Raw genomic sequence first — 22,606 nt, 5'->3', positions numbered from 1 at the left:
CTGCCATATTGGCAGGGCTTTCGATTTTACTGAATACGTTACAATTGCTGTCAGAATATTCTATAGAAGAATTAAATGAACTTGCTGCAATTGCCATAGGTACCTAAAAGATGTGTAGATACCTATGTTATTAAAGAGGGGGATTTACGGAAACCCTTTGTAGAAATGAGCAATATTTTAGCGTCAGAAGAAAGATGTATAGAAGAATCTCTCCCAGCCTCCCTTTTTCAAAGGGAGGAGTTTTAAAAGGATGTTACTTCTCCAAACTCGCTTTAAACAGCTGCATCGCCTGACCTCGATGGCTGATCTTATTTTTTTCTTCCTTGCTCATCTCGGCGCTGGAAATACCCAGCTCCGGTAACCAGAACAGTGGATCATAACCAAAACCATTTTCACCACGTGGTGCATCCAGAATTTCACCTTGCCAGATGCCCTGGAAAATTTGTGGCAATGGATCTTCGGCATGCTGCACTAGGGCCAGCACACAAACAAACATACCTTCAATCGCTGTTCCATCTTTGCGTAAAGGCAGTAAGTCTGCCAGCAGTTTTTCATTATTGGCGGCATCATTGCCATGTGCGCCGGCATAACGGGCAGAGTAAATTCCCGGTGCGCCGTCCAGTGCCGGTACGCAAATCCCGGAATCATCAGCAATCGCGGGTTTGCCAGAAATTTTAGAGGCATGACGCGCTTTAATAATCGCATTTTCAACAAAGCTCAGGCCATCTTCAATGGCATCTTCAATATTAAGCTGGCCTTGCGGGATGACATCAACCGGTAAATTCAGTTCTGCAAACAGTTTTTCAAATTCCGCAATTTTGCCTTTGTTATTGCTGGCTAGAACCAGGGTGCCTTGAGAGAGCCAAGCAGGTGCAGTCATCTCGAATTACTCATGATTGAAAACATGCCGGCTAGTTTAACCGAAAACCACCAGACAGCAGGCATGAAAAAAGCACCCGAAGGTGCTAGTGTTTTTGAACCTGGCTTATTGCGCCTGAATCCATTTGTCGGCACGGTCACGCGCCTGACGAATCTGTTCCTGGGTCAGGTTGGCAGCTAAAGCCGTTTTTTTGCCTTCAGATAAAGAAATCACTTTATTGTCGAGCATGCCATCACGGGTAGATAGTTCATACCACTGATAAGCACCCATATAGTTTTTCTTTTTCTCTTCCATCATTGCCAGGTTAAAGCTGGCACGGTTATCGCCGCGGCTGGCCGCTTTTTCAAAATACTGACGGGCCAGGACTTCATCTTTTTTGGTGCCAATGCCATCAGCCAGCATACGGCCCACGTTCAATTGGGCTGAAGACAATCCCTGATCGGCAGCGGCTTTATACCAGGCAAAAGCCTGACGTTCATCTTTGGCGACATCCTGACCATGCAGATATTTGGTTGCCAGATAGAACTGCGCACCGGCCTGACCGGCTTTGGCGGCTTTAATCAAACCCTGAATGTCCATCACCGAATACTGGGCGGCCTGGCTCGATACCGAGCTGCCTGGCGCCACGTAATCTGCATGCGCCTGCAGGCTAAAAAGTCCAACCAGTAGCGTCGTGCTTAATAATAATTTTTTCATAGAGCGCTCACTCGATAAATTGCGACTTCACCAAACAGATTCGGGATATGTTTACTGAGTAAACTAACTTGTTGATCCCCATTCACAGCGAGTCGATTAATAATACGGATATTGTTTTCAGCACAGAGTGCTTCGAAATCACGGAAAGTACAGAGGTGGATGTTCGGGGTGTTGTACCACATATACGGCAAAGCTTCTGAAACCGGCATTTTCCCTTTCAGTGCCAGGAAAGAACGGGTCTTCCAGTGGGCAAAGTTCGGAAAGGTAATAATCGCCTGTTTTCCGACACGCACCATATCACGCAATAATACGTCAGGTGCATCTACAGCTTGCAAGGCTTGTGCCATGACCACATAGTCAAAAGACTGGTCGGCAAAGCGGCTTAAACCGAGGTTTAAGTCTTGTTGGATGATATTTAACCCCCGACTGACGGCAATTGCAATCTTTTCTTGGTCAATTTCCAGGCCGTAAGCACGAATATTGTGCTTTTTACTCATGTGGGCCAGCAGTTCACCATCACCACAACCGAGGTCTAAAACGCGGGAACCGGGCTTAATCCACTTTTCGGCAAGTTGCTGATCAATACGCATTACACAGCCTCCTGCGGGGTTGCCTTGAGGTGTTCTGCACCTCCCAAAAATGCTCTTAAAGATTTGACATATAAAGGAATCGGGAACAGGAAGGAGTCATGGCCCTGTTCGGCATCAATATCTAAATAGCTGACCGGTTTATGGTTGCTAATCAGCGCATCGACAATTTCCTGCGAACGCGAAGGCGAGAAACGCCAGTCGGTGGTAAACGAAATCACCAGGAACTGGCATTGGGTATGGGCCATGGCCTGTACCAGCGACTGTTCGTATTCACGCGACGGATCAAAATAATCCAGCGCCTTGGTCATAATTAAATAGGTGTTGGCATCAAAGTTACGGCTGAACTGTTCACCTTGATAGCGTAAATAGCTTTCCACCTGAAACTCGACATCGAAACCGTACATGAATTTGCCCAGTTTCAGGTCACGGCCAAATTTCTGCTTCATGGCTTCTTCAGACAGATAAGTGATGTGTCCGACCATCCGCGCCAGAATCAGGCCACGTTTTGGATAGCTGTCATGTTCCAGATAACGGCCATGATGAAAATCAGGATCAGAAAGAATCGACTGACGCGCGACTTCATTAAAGGCAATATTCTGTGCCGACAGTTTTGGCGCACTGGCAATAATCACACATTTTTCCAGACGGTCCGGATAATCAACCGACCATTGCAAGGCCTGCATGCCCCCCAAAGAACCGCCAATCACTGCATACCATTTTTGAATGCCTAAGCGGTCTGATAGCATGGCCTGGGTTTTGACCCAGTCACGCACCGTCACCAGCGGGAAATCCGGACCATAAGGGCGGTTTTCATTTTCCGGGTTGGGTGAGGTTGGACCGGTCGAACCATGACAGCCACCAATATTGTTCAGTGCCACCACAAAGAATTTAGAGGTATCAATGGCTTTGCCCGGACCAATACAGCTGTCCCACCAGCCAGACTTTTTATCATCTTCATGATGATAGCCCGCCGCATGATGATGCCCGGACAGGGCATGGCAGATTAAAATGGCATTGGATTTGTCGGCATTCAAGCTTCCGTAAGTTTCAACCATCAGTTCAAAACGTGGCAGAATGCGTCCACATTCCAGCTCTAACGGCTCTTCAAATTGAAACTGTTGTGGCGTTACGACACCCACAGAGTTAGCAGGGAAAGACACAGGAATAATTCGCCTTAGAATCTTTAGAATGAATAAATAAAAAGGATACCACTTGGGGTATCCTTTCTAAAGTACTTTATGTGCTTAAACGGCAGCAGCAACCAATTGTTCTTTGCTTAATACGCCCTGATCAATCAGACGGTTAGTGCTGGCAATAATGGCTTCAATGGATGAAGTCACAATGTTGTCATGCACCCCGGCACCAAAGGCAGATTTACCGGTACCTTTCACCTGCAACTCAACCAAGGCCAAGGCTTTGGCATTGGCACCCGAGCTGATGCCGCGTTCTTCATAGTTCAAGACATCAATTGGTAACTGCAAGGCATCCAAAATGGCCGAGATCGGACCGTTACCTTCACCGCGCAACTGCTGTGTCGAGCCATTCACCACCACTTCAAGTTCAATTACCTGTTTGCCATTGTCATCAGACAATTTATAGCTCTTGGCAGAATAATGTGAATCTTTGGCATCGACATAGGTTTGCTGGAACAATGACCAGATTTGCTGTGCTGAAATTTCAGTGCCTTCTTCATCGGTCACTTGCTGCACCACTTGCGAGAACTCGATTTGTACACGACGCGGCAACACCACGTTGTAGTTCGATTCTAACAAGTAAGCAATCCCGCCTTTACCTGACTGCGAGTTCACCCGAATCACGGCATCATAGTCACGGCCCAAGTCTTTCGGATCGATTGGCAAGTAAGGCATATCCCAGATTTCTTCGTTTTTCTGGTATTCAAAGCCTTTTTTAATCGCATCCTGGTGTGAACCCGAGAACGCCGTGAACACCAAATCACCGGCATATGGATGACGTGGATGCACAGGTAAACCGGTACATTCTTCTACGGTCGCAATAATTTCGTTGATGTTAGAGAAATCCAATTCTGGTGCCACGCCCTGGGTGTACATGTTCAAGGCAATTGCTGCCACGTCAACGTTACCGGTACGCTCGCCGTTACCAAACACACAACCTTCAACACGGTCAGCACCGGCCATAATCGCCAATTCAGAGGCAGCAATACCACAGCCACGGTCGTTATGACAGTGAACAGAGATGATCACCCCGTCACGACGTTTGATGTTGCGGTGCATCCACTCGACCTGGTCGGCATATACGTTTGGAGTCGAAACTTCTACAGTCGCAGGCAAGTTTAAGATGACTTTGTTTTCAGGAGAAGCTTCCCAGATTTCAGTCACGGCGTCACAGACATCTTTAGCCACTTCCAATTCGGTTGCGGTGAAACATTCCGGGCTGTACTGGAAAATCCAGTCGGTTTCTGGATATTGCGCTGCGTATTCTTTCACTTTTTCAGCAGCGTTAATGGCCAACTGTTTGGCACCCGCGACATCAACATTCAAGACTTTTTGACGGAAGGTTGGCGAGTTGGAGTTATAGATATGTACAATCGCGCGTTTTGCACCTTCTAATGCTTCAAAGGTACGCTGAATCAAATGGTCACGTGCCTGAACCAAAACCTCGATATACACATCATCTGGAATGTGGTTTTCTTCAATCAATTTACGGGTGAAATCGAAGTCAATTTGTGAAGCAGACGGGAAGCCAATTTCAATATGCTTAAAGCCAATTTTCACCAACATCTGGAACATTTTGAACTTCTGTTCAATGCTCATTGGTTCGAAAATTGCCTGGTTACCATCACGCAGGTCGGTGCTCATCCAGATAGGCGCTTTTGTAATTTCGTTGTTCGGCCATTGACGGTCTGGCAAGTCAACACGTTGATACATGCGACGATATTTTTTACTTGGATCAGCCAACATCATGAGGTAACTCCTTGTGAAGCATGGGTTGCTTAAGCTTATAAAAAAGCAACGTACTACTTATATAGATGGTATCTATGGTATCAATTTACAAGCGTATTTCCGGAAAATATTAGGATCAGTCCACATTTTCAGAAAGAGTTGCTACCTGGCTGGTACCGTTCGCGGTCTTGCAAATTCCTAAGATAAATATAAGCCAACTGAAGTGGAAATTATTCTCTTAATTTGCATCATTAAAGGGTGTGGAGATAAAAAATTTCACTGGATCTGGTTTTTGTGAAAAATATAGCGACTATTGATCTCTTGCAGGCGCGCCGTTCCCATTAAAGCCATGGTCACTTCCAGTTCTTCCCGCAAAATTTTAATCACATGCGCCACACCTAACGCACCGGCTACTGCCAGACCATAAATATACGGCCGGCCAATCAGCACGGCGGATGCGCCCAAGGCCAGCGCCTTAAAAATATCGGAGCCGCGGCGGATGCCACCATCCAGCACTAAGGGAAAATTTGCCGGCAGTTGCGCGCGTATCATCTGTAGAGCTGTCAGTGGGCTAATGCAGTCATCTAGCACCCGGCCACCATGATTGGAAATGACCAGTCCCTGTACACCGTATTGCAATGCCAGTTGAGCATCTTCAGGATGCACAATGCCTTTGAGCAGCACCGGTAAAGACGTTTGCTGTACCAGCCAGGCGATATCTTCCCAGGTCGGTGCCTGTTGCATCAGACCATCAAACAGGGGATGTTGCTCTGGCCTGAGGATGGGGGATGTAAAGGAAGATAGATGCGGATGAGGCAGATGCGCCGGCACTTGAAAACCGGCCCGACGTTCACGGTCACGAACGCCGCTATGCGGTGAATCGACGGTCACCACAATGGCTTTAAACTGTTGTTGCTCTGCCAGTTGCACCAGTGCCAGCGGTTGTTCGTGATTGCCTTGCCAATACAGCTGAAACCATTTAAGAGAGGTTGTTGGCGCAACTTCACGCAGATCGGTAGTACTTAAATGACTCAGGACCAGATTACTGCCCACTGCTTCTGCTGCGAGGGCAGTGGCTAGTTCACCCTGTGGATGAAACAGTTGCTGATGGCCAACCGGGGCGAGAAAAATTGGATGGGGAAATTCCTGCCCGAACAGTTCGCAGCGGGTATGGCCTTGGCTTAGGTCACGCAGCATTCTGGGCAGCAGTTGCAGCTGCTGAAACTGGTCCAGATTCTGTTGCAGGCTGCGCTCATCCATGGCGCCGCCTTGTAAATAGTGCCAGGTGGCCGGCGTTAAATGTTTGCTGGCCTGAGCTTCATAGTCAGCAATGGTTTGCAGATAGGCTGGAATCTGGGTAAGTGGCGGCAGTGGCTGGGCAGATGTCATAGTTCGCCCCATTGACGCAGCAGATTATGATAATGTGCGGTCAGTTGCAGCACTTGTTCATTATCGCCAAGTTGCTGACGCAGTTGGCCAATGGTCATATCCAGATTAAACAGCATGCTGCGCTGCCAGTCATCGCGAATCATGCTTTGTGCCCAGGTAAAGGCGGCAATGCGCCGCCCGGCAGTGACCGGTTCTACCCGGTGTAGGCTGGTGGCGGGATAGAGAATCACATCACCGGCATCCAGCTTGACTTCATGAGCCCCGTAAGTGTCTTCAATCACCAGTTCACCGCCCTGATATTCTTCCGGTTCAGACAAAAATAAGGTCATGGAAACATCGGTACGAATCAGCTGCTGATGTGCAGCCGAATAATGCACGGCGCTGTCGACATGATTGCCATACGTCCCTTGCTGCTGATAGCAGTTAAACATTGGCCGCAGAATATGTTTGGCTAAGGTCGCAGATTGTACCAGCGGATGCTGTCTCAGTGCCTGTTCAATCTGTTCAGCCACCGCTGGATACACCGGATGCTGCGGGTCAAATTGCAGATTGTGTTTGCTTTTCTTGGCCTGTGGCCCGGCACTGTGCTGGCCATCAATCCAGGCGGTGTGTTGGTCGAGCTGCTGACGGATGTCAGCCACGGCCGCTTTACTGAGAACTTGAGGAACATGCAGCATCATGAGACTTGAATCATCCTTCAGACAGAGCGCTGTCTGTCATCATAAAGCCAAATAAAAAATGAAGCAGCATTTCAGATAAATGCTGCTTCAACAGAACAAAATAAAGCTTAGAACTTGTAATTCAAGCTGAGTGCTGCCGAGCGTGGCTGTCCAAGCACGACGCGACCACCACCATTGTTTAGCGTGCTGATGTATTCTTTATCGGCAAGGTTATAAAGGTTTAAATTTAACGAGGCATTTTTATTGAAGTTGTAGCCTACCAATGCATCAAACACGACATAGCCTGGAATATTCGGCATGTTGGCTGGTGCGTTGCTGTCAGTCACAACACGCTTTTGTTCGTCGACATAACGTGCGCCCAAACCTAATTTAAAGCCCGCCCAGTCGTAGGTTGACCATAAACTTGCAGTCCATTCAGGTGACCAGCGAACATTATTGGTTTTGGTCATTTCACCTGTCGTCGCATTAACGCTTTGCTGATTTTCTTGCTCAGTTTTCATGTGTGCGATGCCAGCAGACACATTCCATGCATCGGTAATCTGTCCTACAGCGCTGAGTTCAACGCCTTTAACCATTGTTTTACCTTCCTGAATAGATTCTCTGGTAATGGCATCTTGAGTAAACTGGTTTTCATTTTCAGTGCGGTATGCAGCTGCGGTTAGTGCCAATTTACCTTCTAGCAAGTCCCATTTGGTTCCCAGTTCATAATGATGGGTTTCTTGAGGTTTTGCTGCAGCACTATTAATTCCGTCTGCTGAGAGACTAAAGTTGGCGCTGCCGGGCGGAGTCAGCGATTTTGCATACGCAGCGTAAATGCTGCTATTTAACGTAGGCTTATACACAGCGCCAAGTTTCCAGCTAAACAGCGTATCGTGGGTGCTCAGATCTGTGGCCACCAAAGCATTTCCCCCACGTGGCAGAGTAAGCCCTTGATAATCTGTTTCATAATAATCGACCCGTACGCCACCATTAAGTTGGAAACGTTCACCAAATTTTAAGGTGTCAAATACATAAGCGGCTGCCGTTTGGGTTTCACCATCGGTATAACCGCCATTATAAATAAGCGCTGGCATGGCTTGATTGCGGTCTGGACGATAAAGATTGGCCCACGGTGTATCGGCAGTGGCTTCGCCAGGCATCTGGGTTGCCATGAGTTTGCTAGATTGCTGTTCTTTTAAAAACTCCATGCCTGCAACAACATCATGCTGTACTGCGCCCGTTTTGACATTCCAGTTTAAAGTGCTTTGATTGGCCAGAATTTTATTTTCTTGATCGATGCCTTGGCGGGAACGATTCACTTCCCATTCGGCAGGGTTTGATGAACCATTGGTTCGGAGACCATTTGCACCTGTATTGATGCCTGTTAAAACCCGATTCATGTGGGTTTTCGCTACACGGGTGATATTGGTCAGTTTGAGTTGATCGGTTAAATCACTTTCAATTTTCGCGGTGAACATATCAGCATCAACATCTTCATAGTCATTGACATGACCATAAAAATTTTCCCGATTGACTTTAGGCGCAGTGGCTAACAGTGAATCGGTATTGTAAAAGCCTTGCATGCCCACAGTTGGAATGCCACCATCTGGAATATTGCGCTGACGGACGTGTTGTGAATATAAATACAGGCGGGTCGGGGTGTTCAGACCAAAGGCAACAGATGGGGCAATGGCATAACTGTTGTTTTCGAGCACATCACGGCCTTGCACGCCGCCTTCTTGTCCCATGACATTGAGACGAAAAGCGGTATTGTCATTGATGGCTTGGTTGATATCGGCCGAGAGGCGGGCATTTTCTGCGGTATTGTAGTTGGCAGAGACTTCGCTACTGTTTTGCAGATGTGGCAGTTTGCTGACCAGGTTGATATAACCGGATGCCGAACCACGACCGGCTTCGGCACCGGCCGGGCCTTTTACGACTTCAACCTGTTCCAGGTTAAATACATCGCGGCTGACTGCGCCCAAATCACGGATGCCATCGACATAGGTAGAGGTTTGGGTAGAGAAACCACGCATCTGGAAGGTATCACCAGCGCTGGTATTGCCGTTCTCACCCATTTGTAAGGTAATGCCCGGGGTATTGCGTAGCGCTTCGACCAGTGACGTCGCGCCTTGTTCTTTTAATAAGGTTTGATTAATAACAGAAACTGTTTGTGGGGTATCGACCAGTGGCTGGGTCTGTTTCGCGGAGCTGAGCTGATTGGTTTTATATTTATTTTCAGCCTGAGATTTCACCGTGATTTCAGGAAGCTGGGTGACTTCTTCGGTTGCTGTGGTTGCATGTGCCATGAGCGGCAGGGTGGCTGCAAGGGCAACGAATGATGCAGTGCGTTGATGTTTACGGCTCTTAATCTGTGCCATGGTGGTGTATTTCCTGATATGAATGACAAAATTCCCTTACCACAATGATTTGAGTGCGCAGTTCAAATGCAGAGTAATGATGGACTTATTGTATGTGTTCAATAAGTAATGCGAATTTTAGTGATAATAATTCTCAGTAACAATATGAAAATTGGTTAAAACAAGCTAAACAATTAAGAAAATATTTATGGATTGGCTGCATTTAATGAAATAAATCAATAAGAATATTTGAATAATCGTATTTTTGATTTAATTTGATCGGTTTTTAGAATTAAAAAACCCTGCCGGGGCAGGGTTTTGGGTTCTTATGTGAAATCAGGATTAGAAGTCATAAGAAATAGACAACCAGTAGTTGCGGCCTGGGAGGTAAGTACCAGACATACCAGAGGCAATGTCTAAGTATTTGTAAGCAGTTGCGCTGGCGATAATTGGATTACCGCTCTTATCAGTTGAATCATATTGGTAGGTTTGATTGTCTTCAGTAAAATCTTTGTCTAATAAGTTATTTACCGCCATATTAATTCGGATCTGATCATTCACTGTATAACTTGCACCTAAGTTAAACACGTTATAGCCTGCAAATTTATCTCCAAAAATCAAAGACTCTTGATAGTCTGAAGAACCAAGTCCAGATGCTGGTGTTTTGGGTTGGGTCTGGAATCGGTCTTTACTTGAACGATATTCGTGTTGTAACCAGATATCTAAAGTAGGGTTAATATGCCAAGTCGAGGTCGTATTCAGCGCGTGTTTTGGTACGTTGCTGAAGTAAGCGCCTTTATTTTTACCTTTGGTGATCTCAGTTTCCATCAGCGTATAGGCTGTTTTAATATCCCATTCTGGCAATATTGAATAATTTAGGCTAACTTCTAAACCCTTTGTTTCAGCTTCATCTGCATTGGCACTTTGTGTGTATTCGGTCACACCTGTAGCTAAATTGGCACATTCAGGAGAGGCCGGGCAGTTGAATCGTGAAGATATAATTTTGTCTTCAATTTGGTTAAAGAAAGCTGTTGCAGTTAGATTTAATTGATCACTAGGTTGGAAATTAAAACCTAATTCATAGTTAATCGAAGTTTCAGGCTTTAAGTTTGAGTTGCCTAAAGTCGGAGTTTCACCTTGTCCGCTGTAGTTAATAATTCCGTCATGTAAAGCTTTTGGAGATGGAACTTTATAACCTGTACTCACACCACCTTTCACAGTGAAGATATCGTTGGTGTTCCAAACTAAGTAAGCACGTGGACTAAATTGTCCACCAAAACCTGAGTGATCTTCGTAACGTCCCCCAAAGGTAAAGCGGAGATTATCTCGTAATGCCCACTCATCTTCTGCGTATAACGACCAGGAATCTTTAGAGAATTCTTGGCCAATACCTGCAATATCATCAGCAACTATTGCATCTTTATATTCAGCACCTGCAGTCACGGTGTGATTTGCCAAAGGCATGACAATGTGTGAGTCAACAACTAAATCTGTATTTTCTAAAGTACGATCTTGACCTTCATATGCATTGTTTGGGAAGGTGCCATTAGGAATCGTACGGCCTATAGTTTCTGTTTCAGTATGGCTAACATAAGTTTTCCATTGACCAAAACTATAGTCACCATCATGTCCTACAGAAACTTGTGTACGGTTAAACTCTAATTCATCTTTATAGCCATTTGCTTTGTTAGGTTTATCAATATTACCTAAACGGTTGTCTTCATTTTTATATTTTTGACTGGAATGGAAGCCGTCTATCCATAAAGTATTTGTATCATTTAACTGGTAAGTAAGCTTAGCACCTGCATCATAATTGTCTGCTTTACTTGGGCGTGGATCACGACCTGTTGAGCCAGGTACTCGCTCTGAACGTTGACGGTCTAAATATGAGCCACGTAGTTGCATACCAAGTCGATCATTGATAATCGGACCATTAACAACAACGCTAGTTTTCCAGGAATCAGCTTCACCATTATGTTCCATTGCATTGCCACTAACCGTGACATTGCCATTCCATTCATTACTGACTTTTTTGGTGATGATGTTGATTACACCACCCATCGCTTCTGAGCCATAGCGGGTTGCCATTGGTCCACGGATGACCTCAATACGTTCAATTGATGAAAGAGGCGGTAAGTAACCATTTGACGATTCACCAAAACCATTAGGCGCAACATCAGAAGAGGTGGTTTGGCGACGTCCATCAATTAAAATCAAAGAGTATTCGTTACCTAAACCGCGCATTTTAATATTTAAGCCGGAGGTTTTGCCTACACCATCACGAATATCAATACCAGGTACATCAACTAACAAATCAGCAATACTGGTGGCATTTTTCTTTTCAATATCTTCTTTTGTGACCACACTAATAGAAGCAGGTGCATTTTTAATATCTTGTTCAAAACCCGCCGCAGAGACCACAATTGTGGATAATTGATGTGTCGGGTCGGCTGTTGTTTCAGTGGTTGTATTTGCAAATGCGGAACTAGCAGAAATTCCAAGAATCGCGAGCGAAAGCGGGCGAAGGTTAAAGGTGCGCATAACCGAATTCCAGTATTGGGATATAAGAAGAATAGTTAAAAATATGAGTTAAAAACCATTGAATATTAATGATAGTACTTATCATTTGCAACAAATATTAGACAATAGATAAAAAAAGCGAAGGGAATATGGAGAATTTAAGCCGAAAAATTGTTCTGATCGCTTGTTATTTTGTATATCTTTAAATGTTGTCATATAATATGGCACTTTTTTAAAAACTGTTATTACTAAATATCGAGGAAGCCATGCAAGTAACTTCTGAAGCGGTTTCGGGCGTTGCCCGTCGTTTAAATGTATCTGTACCGACGAGCCGTATTAACGAGCAGTTCGAAGCTCGCTTAAAACGCACAGCTAAAACTGCGAAGATTAACGGCTTCCGTCCAGGTAAAGTGCCTGTAAACGTTGTACGTCGTGAATATGGCGCGGGTATCTATCAAGAAGTTGTAAACGACATCATTCGTGACACCGTATTTGAAGCAATCCAACAAGAAAAAATCAATGCTGTTGGTATGCCAAACATTGAAAAAACTGAAATGAAAGACGACGCTTTAGTATATGAAGCGACTGTTGAAGTTTATCCAGAAGTTGAAGTGAAATTCGAAGGTCTGGAAGTTGAGCGTAAAGCATCTGAAGTTAGCGAAAAAGATGTAGATCAAATGATCGAAAACCTGCAAAAGCAGCGCGCAACTTGGGCTGAAACCAAAGGCATGGCGAAAAAAGACATGCAAGTAACTTTTGATTTCGAAGGCACAGTCGATGGCGAGAAATTTGAAGGTGGTTCTGCTGAAGACTTCAAACTGGTATTAGGTTCTGGTCGTATGATCCCGGGCTTTGAAGATGGCATCGTGGGCATGAAAAAAGGTGAAGAGAAAGTTATTGATGTAACTTTCCCGGAAGACTACCAAGCTGAACAGCTGGCAGGTAAAGCAGCTCAGTTCAAAATCAATGTAAAACTGGTTGAAAAACAAAAACTTCCAGAAGTTGATGCTGAATTCTTAAAAATCTTTGGTTTAACTGAAGAAGAAGGCGTTGAAAAGTTAAAAGCTGACGTTCGTAAAAACATGGAACGTGAAGTGAAAAACGGTCTTCGTAACCAGGTGAAAGGTGCAACGTTTGATGCGCTGGTTGCTGCGAACGAAATCGAAGTTCCAGAATCTATGGTTAAGCAAGAAATTGACCGTCAACGTCAACAAATGATCCAACAGTTCACGCAGCAGTTTGGTGCGCAAGGTGCGAAAGCATTTGACTCAAGCATGCTTCCAGACGAACTGTTCAAAGAACAAGCTGAAAAATCTGTAAAACTTGGCGTATTGGTGAGCAAAGTTTTAGCAGACGCGAAACTTGAAGTGGATGCTGCACGTGTTGATGCTTACATCGAGGACATGGCATCTTCTTATGAAGATCCAAACGAAGTAATTGAATACTTCAAAAATGACAAACAGCAACGTGCTCAAATTGAAGCAGTTGTGTTAGAAGACCAGGTGGTTGATCACATTCTTGCAGCTGCAAAAGTGACTGACAAACAAGTCAGCTACGAAGACTTATTGAAAGAGCAACAAGCTCGTCAACAAGGCTAATTTCAGCTGAAGTAAAAAAGGCGCCTAAGGCGCCTTTTTTATATAATATAAAAACTTGGATGGTTTTAAAGTTTACAAAGCTTATGCAAAAAATATCCATGAATTGTGGGTGAATATTTTGCAATTTAGATGATTATCCCTCATATTGTGATCATGGGTGAACTCACAAGAATTTAGGAATAAATAAACGTATGTATGTTCCATCAATTGATAACGCATTGGTTCCAGTAGTCGTTGAGCAATCATCTCGTGGTGAGCGTTCTTTTGATATTTATTCACGTCTTTTGCGTGAACGGGTGATTTTTTTAACGGGTGAGGTTGAAGACAACATGGCCAACTTGATTGTGGCGCAAATGTTGTTTTTAGAAGCAGAGAACCCAGATAAGGATATTCATTTATACATTAACTCGCCAGGCGGCTCAGTCACAGCCGGTATGGCGATTTATGACACCATGCAGTTTATCAAGCCAGATGTGGTGACTTACTGTATGGGTCAGGCAGCGTCCATGGGTGCATTCCTGCTGAATGCCGGTGCCAAAGGCAAACGTTACTGCCTGGAAAATGCCCGGGTCATGATTCACCAGCCTTTAGGCGGTTTCCGTGGTCAGGCTTCTGATATTGAAATTCATGCGCGTGAAATCCTGTTCATTAAAGAGCGCTTGAACCGTTTGATGGCAGAGCACAGTGGCCAGGACTATGAAAAAGTGGCCAAAGATACCGACCGTGATAACTTTATGACTGCACAGCAGGCCAAAGAATACGGTTTAGTGGACGAAGTGTTATCTAAGCGTCCATAAGTTTTAAAGATTTAAATTGGAGAGAATATGTCCGAACATCCTCAAGGACAAAAACATTGTTCATTTTGCGGTAAAACGCAGTCTGAAGTCGGGAAGCTGATTGCAGGCGAGGACGCATATATCTGTAATGAATGTGTGGACGTATGCCTGGATCTGGTTCAGACCAGTCAACAAGTTGAGTCGAGTGACTGGGCCGCCCGTCCGTTGCCAAAACCGCATGAAATTCGCGCTGCACTGGATCAATATGTGATTGGTCAGGACCTGGCGAAAAAGACCTTATCGGTGGCAGTTTACAACCACTATAAACGTCTGAAAGTGACGCATAACGGTCAAAAAACCAATGATGCAGTCGAAATTGCCAAAAGTAATATCCTGCTGGTGGGTCCAACTGGTTCAGGTAAAACCTTATTGGCCCAGACTTTAGCGCGTTTGCTGGATGTTCCGTTTGCCATGGCCGATGCCACCACCTTAACCGAAGCTGGTTATGTGGGTGAAGATGTTGAAAACATCGTGCAAAAGCTACTGCAAAAAGCCGATTACGATGTCGAAAAGGCGCAAAAAGGCATTATCTATATCGATGAAATCGACAAGATTACCCGTAAGTCTGAAAACCCGTCGATTACCCGTGATGTATCGGGCGAGGGTGTGCAGCAGGCCTTGCTGAAAATGATTGAAGGCACAGTGGCGTCTATTCCGCCGCAGGGTGGCCGCAAGCATCCGCAGCAGGAATTTATCCAGATTGATACTTCCAACATCCTGTTTATCTGTGGTGGTGCATTCTCGGGTCTAGAGAAAATTGTGCAGCAACGTCAGGAAAAAGGTGGTATTGGCTTTACCGCTGAAGTACGTAACAAGGATGAAAGTAAAAAGCTGTCTGAACTGTTCCGTCAGGTTGAAGCAACAGATTTGGTGAAATTCGGTTTAATTCCGGAATTTATTGGCCGTTTGCCAGTCATTGCAACGCTGGATGAGCTGGATGAAGAAGCATTAATGCAGATTCTGACCGAGCCGAAGAATGCCTTGACGCGTCAATACGAATATCTGTTCGAGATGGAAAATGTCGACCTGATCTTTGATGATGCCGCATTACGTGCAGTGGCGAAAAAAGCCTTGGAGCGTAATACAGGTGCGCGTGGTCTGCGTTCAATTCTGGAAAATGCCTTGCTTGAAATCATGTATGACTTGCCAAGTCGTAGTGATGTAGGCACGGTCATCATCACTGAAGCAGTGATTAATGGTCAGGCCAAGCCAGAATTAAAAGCGGAACGTCAAAGCAAAGAAGCTGTGGTAGAACAGCCGAAAGCCGATTTAAAAGTCGTGAATTCAAAAACGGCTTAAGACGCTATTCGTCAGAAACGTGCGGAAATCAACGGTTTTCGCACGTTTTTTTATTTGAAAAAATAAGACAGAGTGCTAATCTCTGCATCAGGGCCTGGATGCCCAACCCAATAAAAATATTGAAAAAGTGTTAAGTGTAAAAATAAAAACGAAGGAATGAGGGATGTTCATGCGTGCTATATCAATCGTATTTCTGGCTGTCGCATTGGCTGGCTGTCATGGGAAGTCGTCAACCGAGGCGCAACTGCCGCCCACCTCTACGTTAAAAGCTATTGATCAGAACGAAAAGCCGAGTTTGCTGGAACAGTACCGCTTTGGCATGTTTACCATTGGCGGTTGGGTCAATCAGAAATTAGGCCAGCGCTTTCAAGCCATTCAGCCGCAGCATGATCAGGCCGCTGTGGTGTATTTATATCGTCCGGATTCACGCTGGAACCGTCAGGAAATTGTAGCCTCCAGCCTATTTATCAATAGCGAACGCATTCCAAGCCTGCTGCATAATCATTATTACTGGATTGAATTGCCTGCCGGGGATTATCGTTTATCTACCAGTCGTCCTTTAGGTGTGCAGCATTTTCAAAAACCGAAGTATCTGGATTTTTCCGTTGAAGCAGGCAAGTCCTATTTTATTAAATATGATGAAGAAAATAGCAGTACCCGCCGCACGGTTTCTGACCCCTTAATTATGATGCCGGAAACAGTAGGCCTTAATGAAATTGCTTTTACTCAATTGAAATCGCATAGTTATAATTTTGTGGCTGAAGACCAGAGTACCGGTAAAATTCGCTCCAAGGCACAAAAAATCAAACATGCCGATTATGACCCGGCCAGCGATGTGCAGTTGACTAAGCCATTTAAATTGTGGGACCCACGCACCTGGTAAAAATGCTTGAATCGAGAAATAAAAAAAAGCACCCAGATTTGGGTGCTTTTTTAATCGCTTCAACAGCATTCATTAGCCAGCAGCGGCATCAACCACTGGAATCTTGCCAATTTTAGCTTGCCAGATTTTTGGTGCAGTCGCGTGTACAGAAGTACCGTTTACGTCAACTGCGACAGATACAGGCATGTCTTTTACTACAAACTTGTAGATCGCTTCCATACCCAAGTCTTCAAAAGCAACTACTTCAGCTTCGCGGATTGCTTTAGATACCAGGTACGCAGCACCACCGACAGCCATCAGGTAAGTTGCTTTGTTGTCTTTAATCGCCTCAATGGCAGCAGGACCACGGTCTGCTTTACCAATCATGCCATAAAGACCAGTCGCTTCTAACACCTGACGAGTGAACTTGTCCATACGAGTCGCTGTTGTCGGACCTGCAGGGCCAACCACTTCATCACCCACAGGATCTACAGGGCCTACGTAGTAGATGAACTTGCCTTTTAAATCAACCGGTAATTCTTCACCATTGTTGAGCATGTCAACCATACGTTTGTGTGCAGCATCACGGCCGGTATAGATGGTCCCGTTCAGCAGCAGTGTGTCGCCTGGCTGCCAAGAGTTCATTTCTTCTTGGGTGATGTTGTCGAGGTCAACACGTTTAGACGAAGATGAGTCCCAAGTGACTTCAGGATAATCTTCAAGACGTGGTGCCTGAATATGGGCAACGCCTGAACCATCTAAAGTGAAGTGTGCGTGACGTGTTGCAGCACAGTTCGGAATCATACCGACTGGTTTGCCCGCAGCGTGACAAGGGTAATCTTTAATCTTGATGTCAAGTACAGTGGTTAAACCGCCCAGACCTTGTGCACCAATACCGAGTGCGTTTACTTTTTCGAAGATTTCAATACGAAGTTCTTCAAGTTTATTTTGTGGACCACGACGAAGCAGTTCGTCCATGTTGATCTCTTCCATGAGTGCTTCTTTGGCAAGCATCATGGCTTTTTCAGCAGTACCACCGATCCCGATACCAAGCATACCTGGTGGACACCAGCCTGCACCCATGGTTGGAACAGTTTTCAGTACCCAATCTACGATAGAGTCAGATGGGTTGAGCATTGCCAGTTTAGATTTGTTTTCTGAACCACCACCTTTGGCTGCAACAGTAATGTCGACTTTATTGCCTGGAACCAGTTTGTGGTAAATCACCGCAGGGGTGTTGTCTTTGGTGTTCTTGCGACCAAATGCAGGGTCAGCAAGTACAGATGCACGAAGGACGTTCGAGTTTTCTAAATAACCTTGGCGGACACCTTCGTTAATCGCGTCGTCTAAGCTCATTGTTAAATCAAATTTAACATCCATGCCCACTTCAACGAATACGTTGACGATACCGGTATCTTGACAGATTGGGCGGTGACCCTCTGCACACATACGAGAGTTAATTAAGATTTGTGCAATCGCATCTTTTGCAGCTTTGTTTTCTTCACGGTCATACGCACGGCTCATCGCTTGGATGAAATCTTGTGGGTGATAGTAAGAAATGAACTGAAGCGCATCTTTAACCGATGTGATCAAGTCATCTTGCTTGATAATAGTTGTCATATCAAAATTCTCTTGAGCGGGCTGATAGCTAGCGGGCTAAATTATAAGACAAAATGACGGCATTGTGGGCGTTTTAGAAGTGGATTGGCCGAAAGTTTATAGTGGTGCTTTTACACAGGATTTTGGGTGATTTTTACTGTATTTGGCGGGCGGTTTTGTCATATTTGAGCTGAAATTAATGTCATATTACAGCTTAAGTTTAGATGAAATTTTATTAAGTTATTGAGTTTTAATTATTTAATAAAATTTAAATATTTCGGTTTTGTCATATAACTGTCATAAAACTTTCGCATAATTGTCACATCCAAAAATGAGACCTTAAAGATGACAACAGGTATTTTGATGGTTGCGGGCTTTTGTGTATATATCGCTGCAACTTGGATGTATGGCCAAAAAGAAGATCAAGCTTAAGCTTTATCTTCTTTTTTTGTTTTAAGCTTTCTTCAAATCTTCAAATCTTCAAATCTTCAAATCTTCAAATCTTCAAATCTTCAAATCTTCAAATCTTCAAATCTTCAAATCTTCAAATCTTCAAATCTTCAAATCTTCAGTTTCAATGCCCAATTTTGTGTAAAAGCGCTTTAAAATTGAGTCTAAACGCGACAACACTTAATTATTTAACATACTGCCAAACATCAGGATCTTCATAATTTTCATCGATATGGAAGCCTTGTACTATAACTTCTTTTTCATCAATTTCTCTTGATTTTTTATTTCTTATCAGCTCATTTGCAAATGCTTGCTCTAAATCTTTTGATGTCATTTTATAAGTATCGATATTGTTCTCTGAATCATCCAATGAATTTCTTTCATCATAGCGAATGGTGTTGAAAGCATAGCGAATCATATATTGTTCTTTACCATCTTCATTTTTTTGAGTTTGTTTTATACTTAGATTTAAAAGGATACCATTGGCATATAACCGATAGCCTATCGAGTTTCCTGTAACGTTATTAATTATTTTTTTCCATTCTTCATCAGTAAATATATAAGTCGGGTCAATGACATCACCTGATTGCATTAGGTATCGAATATTATCTTCCTTTGCTATTCGTGCAGAAAAACGATAGAAATAATTTTTCCATCCTGCCTCATTCAGTCGCTTCATTAAAGCAACATAAGCCTTATAGGCTTGTTCAGGACGTACAAATTCTTCTTTGTTTAAGCCTGCATTGATAGTCATAACCTCAATACCTTCCTCCCCATGAAACGATGTTCCTAACACATAAAAAACATGGTCAATCACTAAACTACTAGCACCATTTTCAATCTTAATTTGACCAAGGTTCGGTGGTGAAAAATCTAATTCTCGAAAACTAGCGACAGGATGGTTATCCACGCCACTCTGATTGTATTGAGCAAAGTCTTTAAAGCCCTGTAGACCAAAATGCAAAACATAAGACTGGTAATGCGACTGTTTTTCAGGATGTTTCGTACACGTGACAATGAGTATTCCGACCATAATACCTGCTAAAACTAAACCTAGCGTTGTCATGGCATAATTACTTCACATACTGCCAAAGATCAGGACCAACATAGCTCTCATCTATACGATAACCTTCTGCAATTGCAATTTTTTCTGCTTGTTCTCTCAATCTTTGAGTTCGGTTTTCTTTATTTTCAAATGCTTGTTTTAACTCTAATTGTGTCATTGTATAAGCATTAATATTGTTTTCAGAATCACTTAAGCGATCTCGTTGATCATAACGAATGGTGTTAAAAGCATAACGTACAATGTATTGCTCTTTCCCATCTTCAGTTTTTTTAGTTTGACTGATGTCGATATCTACTAAAAGACCATTAGCATATAGGCGATAGCCAATTGATTTTCCAACCTCCATACTCATTATTTTTTTCCATTCTTCATAGCTAAAAATACGGCTTGGATCAATCACATCCCCCCATTTCATGAAATATCGTACATTATCTTCTTTCGCTATACGTGGGTTATAGGGAGCAATATAAAGTTTCCATCCAGCCTGATTCACTCGTTTCATTAAATCAACATAAGCTTGATAGGCTTGCTCAGGACGTACAAATTCTTCCTTGTTTAAGCCTGCATTGACAGTCATAACCTCAATACCTTCCTCCCCATGAAACGATGTTCCTAACACATAAAAAACATGGTCAATCACTAAACTACTAGCACCATTTTCAATCTTAATTTGACCAAGGTTCGGTGGTGAAAAATCTAATTCTCGAAAACTAGCGACAGGATGGTTATCCACGCCACTCTGATTGTATTGAGCAAAGTCTTTAAAGCCCTGTAGACCAAAATGGAGTAAATAAGGTTGCTGATTCATTGCACTATTCTCTGTATTTTTTGCATTAGGTTGGCAACCTAAAAGAAGGAAACCGAAGATGAAGACTAAGATAGAATTAAAATAATGCTTAAATCTTTCCATCATTACTGTCCTTGCCAACTATAAAGTCCGCTTTACTATTGCCCCATCCTGCAATAATTGCGAGTTCCTTCTCTAAAAATGGTCGCCCTGTGTCACTTAACATTAAGGTATGATATTTTTCTGCTGCCTTCTGAATCCACTCCATACGGCTATCATAATCTTGAACTTTTGTATGCGCTAAAGGTTCGCTATAGACAGATTCAGGCAATTTATCGAGTACACCTGCATGGCGGTCTTTATAACTCCCATGTTTATCAGGTTTTACCGCATCAACGCCATAATCACTAGATAAGATTAAGGTACTATCAGGGAGCTTGGTATAGCTTTGTAACGTTGCCTGTGCTTGAACCTTCCAGTCTTTCCACACCAACTCTTGTAAAATATTACGTTGTTCCTGTACTGCAATTGCCAGTAAGTGCTTCATAAGATCTTTTTCTGCATCTTTAAAGTTCTCGCTTCTTGAGAATCCTTTTCTTTTCAAAACACTTTCTATTTTCGGAAGTTTCCAAAAAGCCTGAGTAATTTCAGTTGTACTCTGCAAATGCTTAATGATGGGTAAACAACTCGACCAAGGAATATTTAACACTTCTTCCTTAATATGGGTGAACTTAGATACATCACGTTGAGTTCGACATTGATTAAAAGATTGCGAAGACATGCTCCAAGCATAATGCCAAGGTGCAATATCCATAAATAACCATAAGTTACCTTTTGCAAAAGTATGTACAGGATCACGAATTACCCCTAGTGGAATCCATTTATACCCCCATGCAGTTAAACCATGTTTAAAAATGGCAGCTACGGTTTTTGAAGCAAATGCACCCAAGCCCATCCAATAGTAACGGCCAATTAAATCCTTGTTTCCATGTTTTTCTTTTTCTAGATAAATTTTGGCATAGACTGAAGCAATACGTCTTGCCCTAGCTTCATATCCAGGCTCTAATTTATGTAAATTTTTTCTTTTATCTTTTAAATTAGATATGCGTATCAGAGCTTCTTGTTGTTGTATTTCCCAAAAAGTTAAGCAATCACACTGTGCGGTTTTACAGCTGTTTTCTGTTGTATTTGTATTACCTTCCCAATCTAAACTTCCCACTATTCATCCCCATCATTCGGTTCAGCTTCTAACTTCATCCAATTCAAATCCAGCTTTAAGCTTTCTTCTTGTAAGGAGTTCACTCGTTTAGAGCGCCCTTTATTATCAGCTATAGCTGTCAACTCATCAGACCCGTTTGAGATTTTATAATCAGCATTTCTCAGGGGCTCACCAGAGGGTAATAACATCTGAAATTTTTCGTTATAAGCTTCGTAAGCTGGTAACCCTTTAAGATTTACACCTACTTCAGCCCCACTTTTAAAAATGTGTTGCCCTGCTTTAGCCTCAAATTTTGCAGGTGTAATCAATGTAATCCCATTCTTATTTAGTATGATTTGAGAACCACCAGCCATATATTACCTGTTTTTATTAAATTCAAAAAATTAAGCTCGAAATTGACTTAATATATAAAACGAATATTTCAAAATTTTTTAATTTAGATATGACTTTCATCATTGCCCTTCAACTGAAGGATAGCATCGTTGTTACAGCAGATAAAAAAAGTGGTTGTCATAAGTGAGGAAAAAATAGACAGCTTTAACGAATGTCATACATTAAAACTTCATACTTGGGATAATGGAATTATTATTGGAACAGGAGAGAGCTATGTAATACATCGGTCCATAGTTCTTTTCAAACAACTAGGGTATTCAAATATTCAGAAACTACCTCAATGCTTAGAAATATCAAAACAAATCAGAGAATTAGAAATAGGGGAAAATCACTATCAGGTCGAGAATACCAAACTTTGAACCGTACCGGGTTTGTCGGAGACCAACTTTCTTGAGAGAATGTCCCGATGACAAAACCAAAATATACCCCTGAAATCAGAGAAAGAGCGGTTCAATTATTGATTGAATCCGAAAAAGATTATC

The 22,606-nt window shown here is 43.3% G+C and carries 19 protein-coding genes; 5 read left to right on the top strand and 14 right to left on the bottom strand.

Annotated elements, in window-relative coordinates; translation table 11 throughout:
* Positions 1–253 precede the first annotated feature (253 nt).
* From rdgB to FTT63_RS12020, 9 genes are all read right to left on the bottom strand, one after another.
* Positions 254–880, bottom strand: a complete 627-nt coding sequence (gene rdgB / locus FTT63_RS12060; protein ID WP_104494687.1) for an RdgB/HAM1 family non-canonical purine NTP pyrophosphatase — start codon at positions 878–880, stop codon at positions 254–256.
* Between the two features lie 105 nt (positions 881–985).
* Positions 986–1,576, bottom strand: a complete 591-nt coding sequence (locus FTT63_RS12055; RefSeq protein WP_005180179.1) for a tetratricopeptide repeat protein — start codon at positions 1,574–1,576, stop codon at positions 986–988.
* On the bottom strand, positions 1,573–2,166 hold the full coding sequence (metW, locus tag FTT63_RS12050) for a methionine biosynthesis protein MetW (protein WP_045796675.1): 594 nt from the start codon (positions 2,164–2,166) through the stop codon (positions 1,573–1,575). Before metW ends, FTT63_RS12055 begins: the two co-directional genes overlap by 4 nt.
* Positions 2,166–3,326 carry a homoserine O-acetyltransferase gene (locus FTT63_RS12045; RefSeq protein ID WP_005180176.1) on the bottom strand — a complete coding sequence of 387 codons (1,161 nt, stop codon included), beginning with the start codon at positions 3,324–3,326 and terminating at the stop codon, positions 2,166–2,168. Before FTT63_RS12045 ends, metW begins: the two co-directional genes overlap by 1 nt.
* A gap of 84 nt (positions 3,327–3,410) precedes the next feature.
* Positions 3,411–5,108 (bottom strand): 2-isopropylmalate synthase, encoded by a 1,698-nt coding sequence (gene leuA / locus FTT63_RS12040; RefSeq protein ID WP_005180175.1) that lies wholly within the window; start codon positions 5,106–5,108, stop codon positions 3,411–3,413.
* Positions 5,109–5,363: 255 nt separating this feature from the next.
* Positions 5,364–6,476, bottom strand: a complete 1,113-nt coding sequence (locus FTT63_RS12035) for an alpha-hydroxy acid oxidase (protein ID WP_180192346.1) — start codon at positions 6,474–6,476, stop codon at positions 5,364–5,366.
* On the bottom strand, positions 6,473–7,156 hold the full coding sequence (locus FTT63_RS12030; protein WP_104471600.1) for a Fe2+-dependent dioxygenase: 684 nt from the start codon (positions 7,154–7,156) through the stop codon (positions 6,473–6,475). Before FTT63_RS12030 ends, FTT63_RS12035 begins: the two co-directional genes overlap by 4 nt.
* 107 nt (positions 7,157–7,263) lie before the next feature.
* Complete coding sequence (locus FTT63_RS12025; RefSeq protein WP_180192345.1) at positions 7,264–9,516, bottom strand: catecholate siderophore receptor Fiu; 2,253 nt, start codon at positions 9,514–9,516, stop codon at positions 7,264–7,266.
* 321 nt (positions 9,517–9,837) lie between these two features.
* A complete protein-coding gene (locus tag FTT63_RS12020) occupies positions 9,838–12,036 on the bottom strand; it encodes a TonB-dependent receptor domain-containing protein (protein ID WP_127800436.1) in 2,199 nt (732 codons plus the stop codon).
* Positions 12,037–12,281: 245 nt separating this feature from the next.
* Between FTT63_RS12020 and tig the strand changes: the two genes are divergently transcribed.
* The 4 genes from tig to FTT63_RS12000 all read left to right on the top strand — a co-directional run bounded on the left by tig (position 12,282) and on the right by FTT63_RS12000 (position 16,631).
* The gene (tig, locus tag FTT63_RS12015; protein WP_127801626.1) at positions 12,282–13,613 is read left to right on the top strand and encodes a trigger factor; all 1,332 of its coding nucleotides are present in this window, start codon (positions 12,282–12,284) and stop codon (positions 13,611–13,613) included.
* 191 nt (positions 13,614–13,804) lie between these two features.
* A complete protein-coding gene (clpP, locus tag FTT63_RS12010) occupies positions 13,805–14,410 on the top strand; it encodes an ATP-dependent Clp endopeptidase proteolytic subunit ClpP (RefSeq protein WP_005180162.1) in 606 nt (201 codons plus the stop codon).
* 27 nt (positions 14,411–14,437) lie between these two features.
* Positions 14,438–15,748 (top strand): ATP-dependent protease ATP-binding subunit ClpX, encoded by a 1,311-nt coding sequence (gene clpX / locus FTT63_RS12005; RefSeq protein WP_127800438.1) that lies wholly within the window; start codon positions 14,438–14,440, stop codon positions 15,746–15,748.
* A 169-nt stretch (positions 15,749–15,917) separates the two neighbouring features.
* Positions 15,918–16,631, top strand: coding sequence for a DUF2846 domain-containing protein (locus FTT63_RS12000; RefSeq protein WP_127801874.1), 714 nt, complete (start codon positions 15,918–15,920; stop codon positions 16,629–16,631).
* Between the two features lie 72 nt (positions 16,632–16,703).
* On the opposite strand, the gene FTT63_RS11995 is transcribed toward FTT63_RS12000, so the two are convergent.
* From FTT63_RS11995 to FTT63_RS11975, 5 genes are all read right to left on the bottom strand, one after another.
* Positions 16,704–18,230 carry a fumarate hydratase gene (locus FTT63_RS11995; protein ID WP_005180157.1) on the bottom strand — a complete coding sequence of 509 codons (1,527 nt, stop codon included), beginning with the start codon at positions 18,228–18,230 and terminating at the stop codon, positions 16,704–16,706.
* Between the two features lie 613 nt (positions 18,231–18,843).
* Positions 18,844–19,725 (bottom strand): hypothetical protein, encoded by an 882-nt coding sequence (locus FTT63_RS11990; protein ID WP_194088135.1) that lies wholly within the window; start codon positions 19,723–19,725, stop codon positions 18,844–18,846.
* A 7-nt stretch (positions 19,726–19,732) separates the two neighbouring features.
* Complete coding sequence (locus FTT63_RS11985) at positions 19,733–20,638, bottom strand: hypothetical protein (protein WP_180192344.1); 906 nt, start codon at positions 20,636–20,638, stop codon at positions 19,733–19,735.
* Positions 20,622–21,734 carry a DUF2515 family protein gene (locus FTT63_RS11980; RefSeq protein ID WP_180192347.1) on the bottom strand — a complete coding sequence of 371 codons (1,113 nt, stop codon included), beginning with the start codon at positions 21,732–21,734 and terminating at the stop codon, positions 20,622–20,624. Before FTT63_RS11980 ends, FTT63_RS11985 begins: the two co-directional genes overlap by 17 nt.
* Entirely contained in the window at positions 21,731–22,084 is a 354-nt protein-coding gene (locus tag FTT63_RS11975; protein WP_045795847.1) for a hypothetical protein, read from the bottom strand. Before FTT63_RS11975 ends, FTT63_RS11980 begins: the two co-directional genes overlap by 4 nt.
* Positions 22,085–22,213: 129 nt before the next feature.
* On the opposite strand from FTT63_RS11975, the gene FTT63_RS11970 reads away from it, so the two are divergent.
* Positions 22,214–22,483 carry a hypothetical protein gene (locus FTT63_RS11970; RefSeq protein WP_180192343.1) on the top strand — a complete coding sequence of 90 codons (270 nt, stop codon included), beginning with the start codon at positions 22,214–22,216 and terminating at the stop codon, positions 22,481–22,483.
* Positions 22,484–22,606: the final 123 nt, after the last annotated feature.

Source organism: Acinetobacter sp. C15 (genome assembly GCF_013420645.1).
Lineage (GTDB): Bacteria > Pseudomonadota > Gammaproteobacteria > Pseudomonadales > Moraxellaceae > Acinetobacter > Acinetobacter indicus.
Note: the sequence above shows the minus strand (reverse complement) of the source record. Positions and strands in the feature narration are given on the sequence as shown.

Coding starts and splice junctions, on each gene's coding strand:
- FTT63_RS11975 (WP_045795847.1), bottom strand. CDS start 22,084: ATGGCTGGTGGTTCTCAAATCATACTAAATAAGAATGGGATTACATTG.
- clpP (WP_005180162.1), top strand. CDS start 13,805: ATGTATGTTCCATCAATTGATAACGCATTGGTTCCAGTAGTCGTTGAG.
- tig (WP_127801626.1), top strand. CDS start 12,282: ATGCAAGTAACTTCTGAAGCGGTTTCGGGCGTTGCCCGTCGTTTAAAT.
- clpX (WP_127800438.1), top strand. CDS start 14,438: ATGTCCGAACATCCTCAAGGACAAAAACATTGTTCATTTTGCGGTAAA.
- FTT63_RS12055 (WP_005180179.1), bottom strand. CDS start 1,576: ATGAAAAAATTATTATTAAGCACGACGCTACTGGTTGGACTTTTTAGC.
- FTT63_RS12020 (WP_127800436.1), bottom strand. CDS start 12,036: ATGCGCACCTTTAACCTTCGCCCGCTTTCGCTCGCGATTCTTGGAATT.
- rdgB (WP_104494687.1), bottom strand. CDS start 880: ATGACTGCACCTGCTTGGCTCTCTCAAGGCACCCTGGTTCTAGCCAGC.
- FTT63_RS12025 (WP_180192345.1), bottom strand. CDS start 9,516: ATGGCACAGATTAAGAGCCGTAAACATCAACGCACTGCATCATTCGTT.
- FTT63_RS12000 (WP_127801874.1), top strand. CDS start 15,918: ATGCGTGCTATATCAATCGTATTTCTGGCTGTCGCATTGGCTGGCTGT.
- leuA (WP_005180175.1), bottom strand. CDS start 5,108: ATGATGTTGGCTGATCCAAGTAAAAAATATCGTCGCATGTATCAACGT.
- FTT63_RS12035 (WP_180192346.1), bottom strand. CDS start 6,476: ATGACATCTGCCCAGCCACTGCCGCCACTTACCCAGATTCCAGCCTAT.
- metW (WP_045796675.1), bottom strand. CDS start 2,166: ATGCGTATTGATCAGCAACTTGCCGAAAAGTGGATTAAGCCCGGTTCC.
- FTT63_RS11995 (WP_005180157.1), bottom strand. CDS start 18,230: ATGACAACTATTATCAAGCAAGATGACTTGATCACATCGGTTAAAGAT.
- FTT63_RS12030 (WP_104471600.1), bottom strand. CDS start 7,156: ATGATGCTGCATGTTCCTCAAGTTCTCAGTAAAGCGGCCGTGGCTGAC.
- FTT63_RS11985 (WP_180192344.1), bottom strand. CDS start 20,638: ATGATGGAAAGATTTAAGCATTATTTTAATTCTATCTTAGTCTTCATC.
- FTT63_RS11990 (WP_194088135.1), bottom strand. CDS start 19,725: ATGACAACGCTAGGTTTAGTTTTAGCAGGTATTATGGTCGGAATACTC.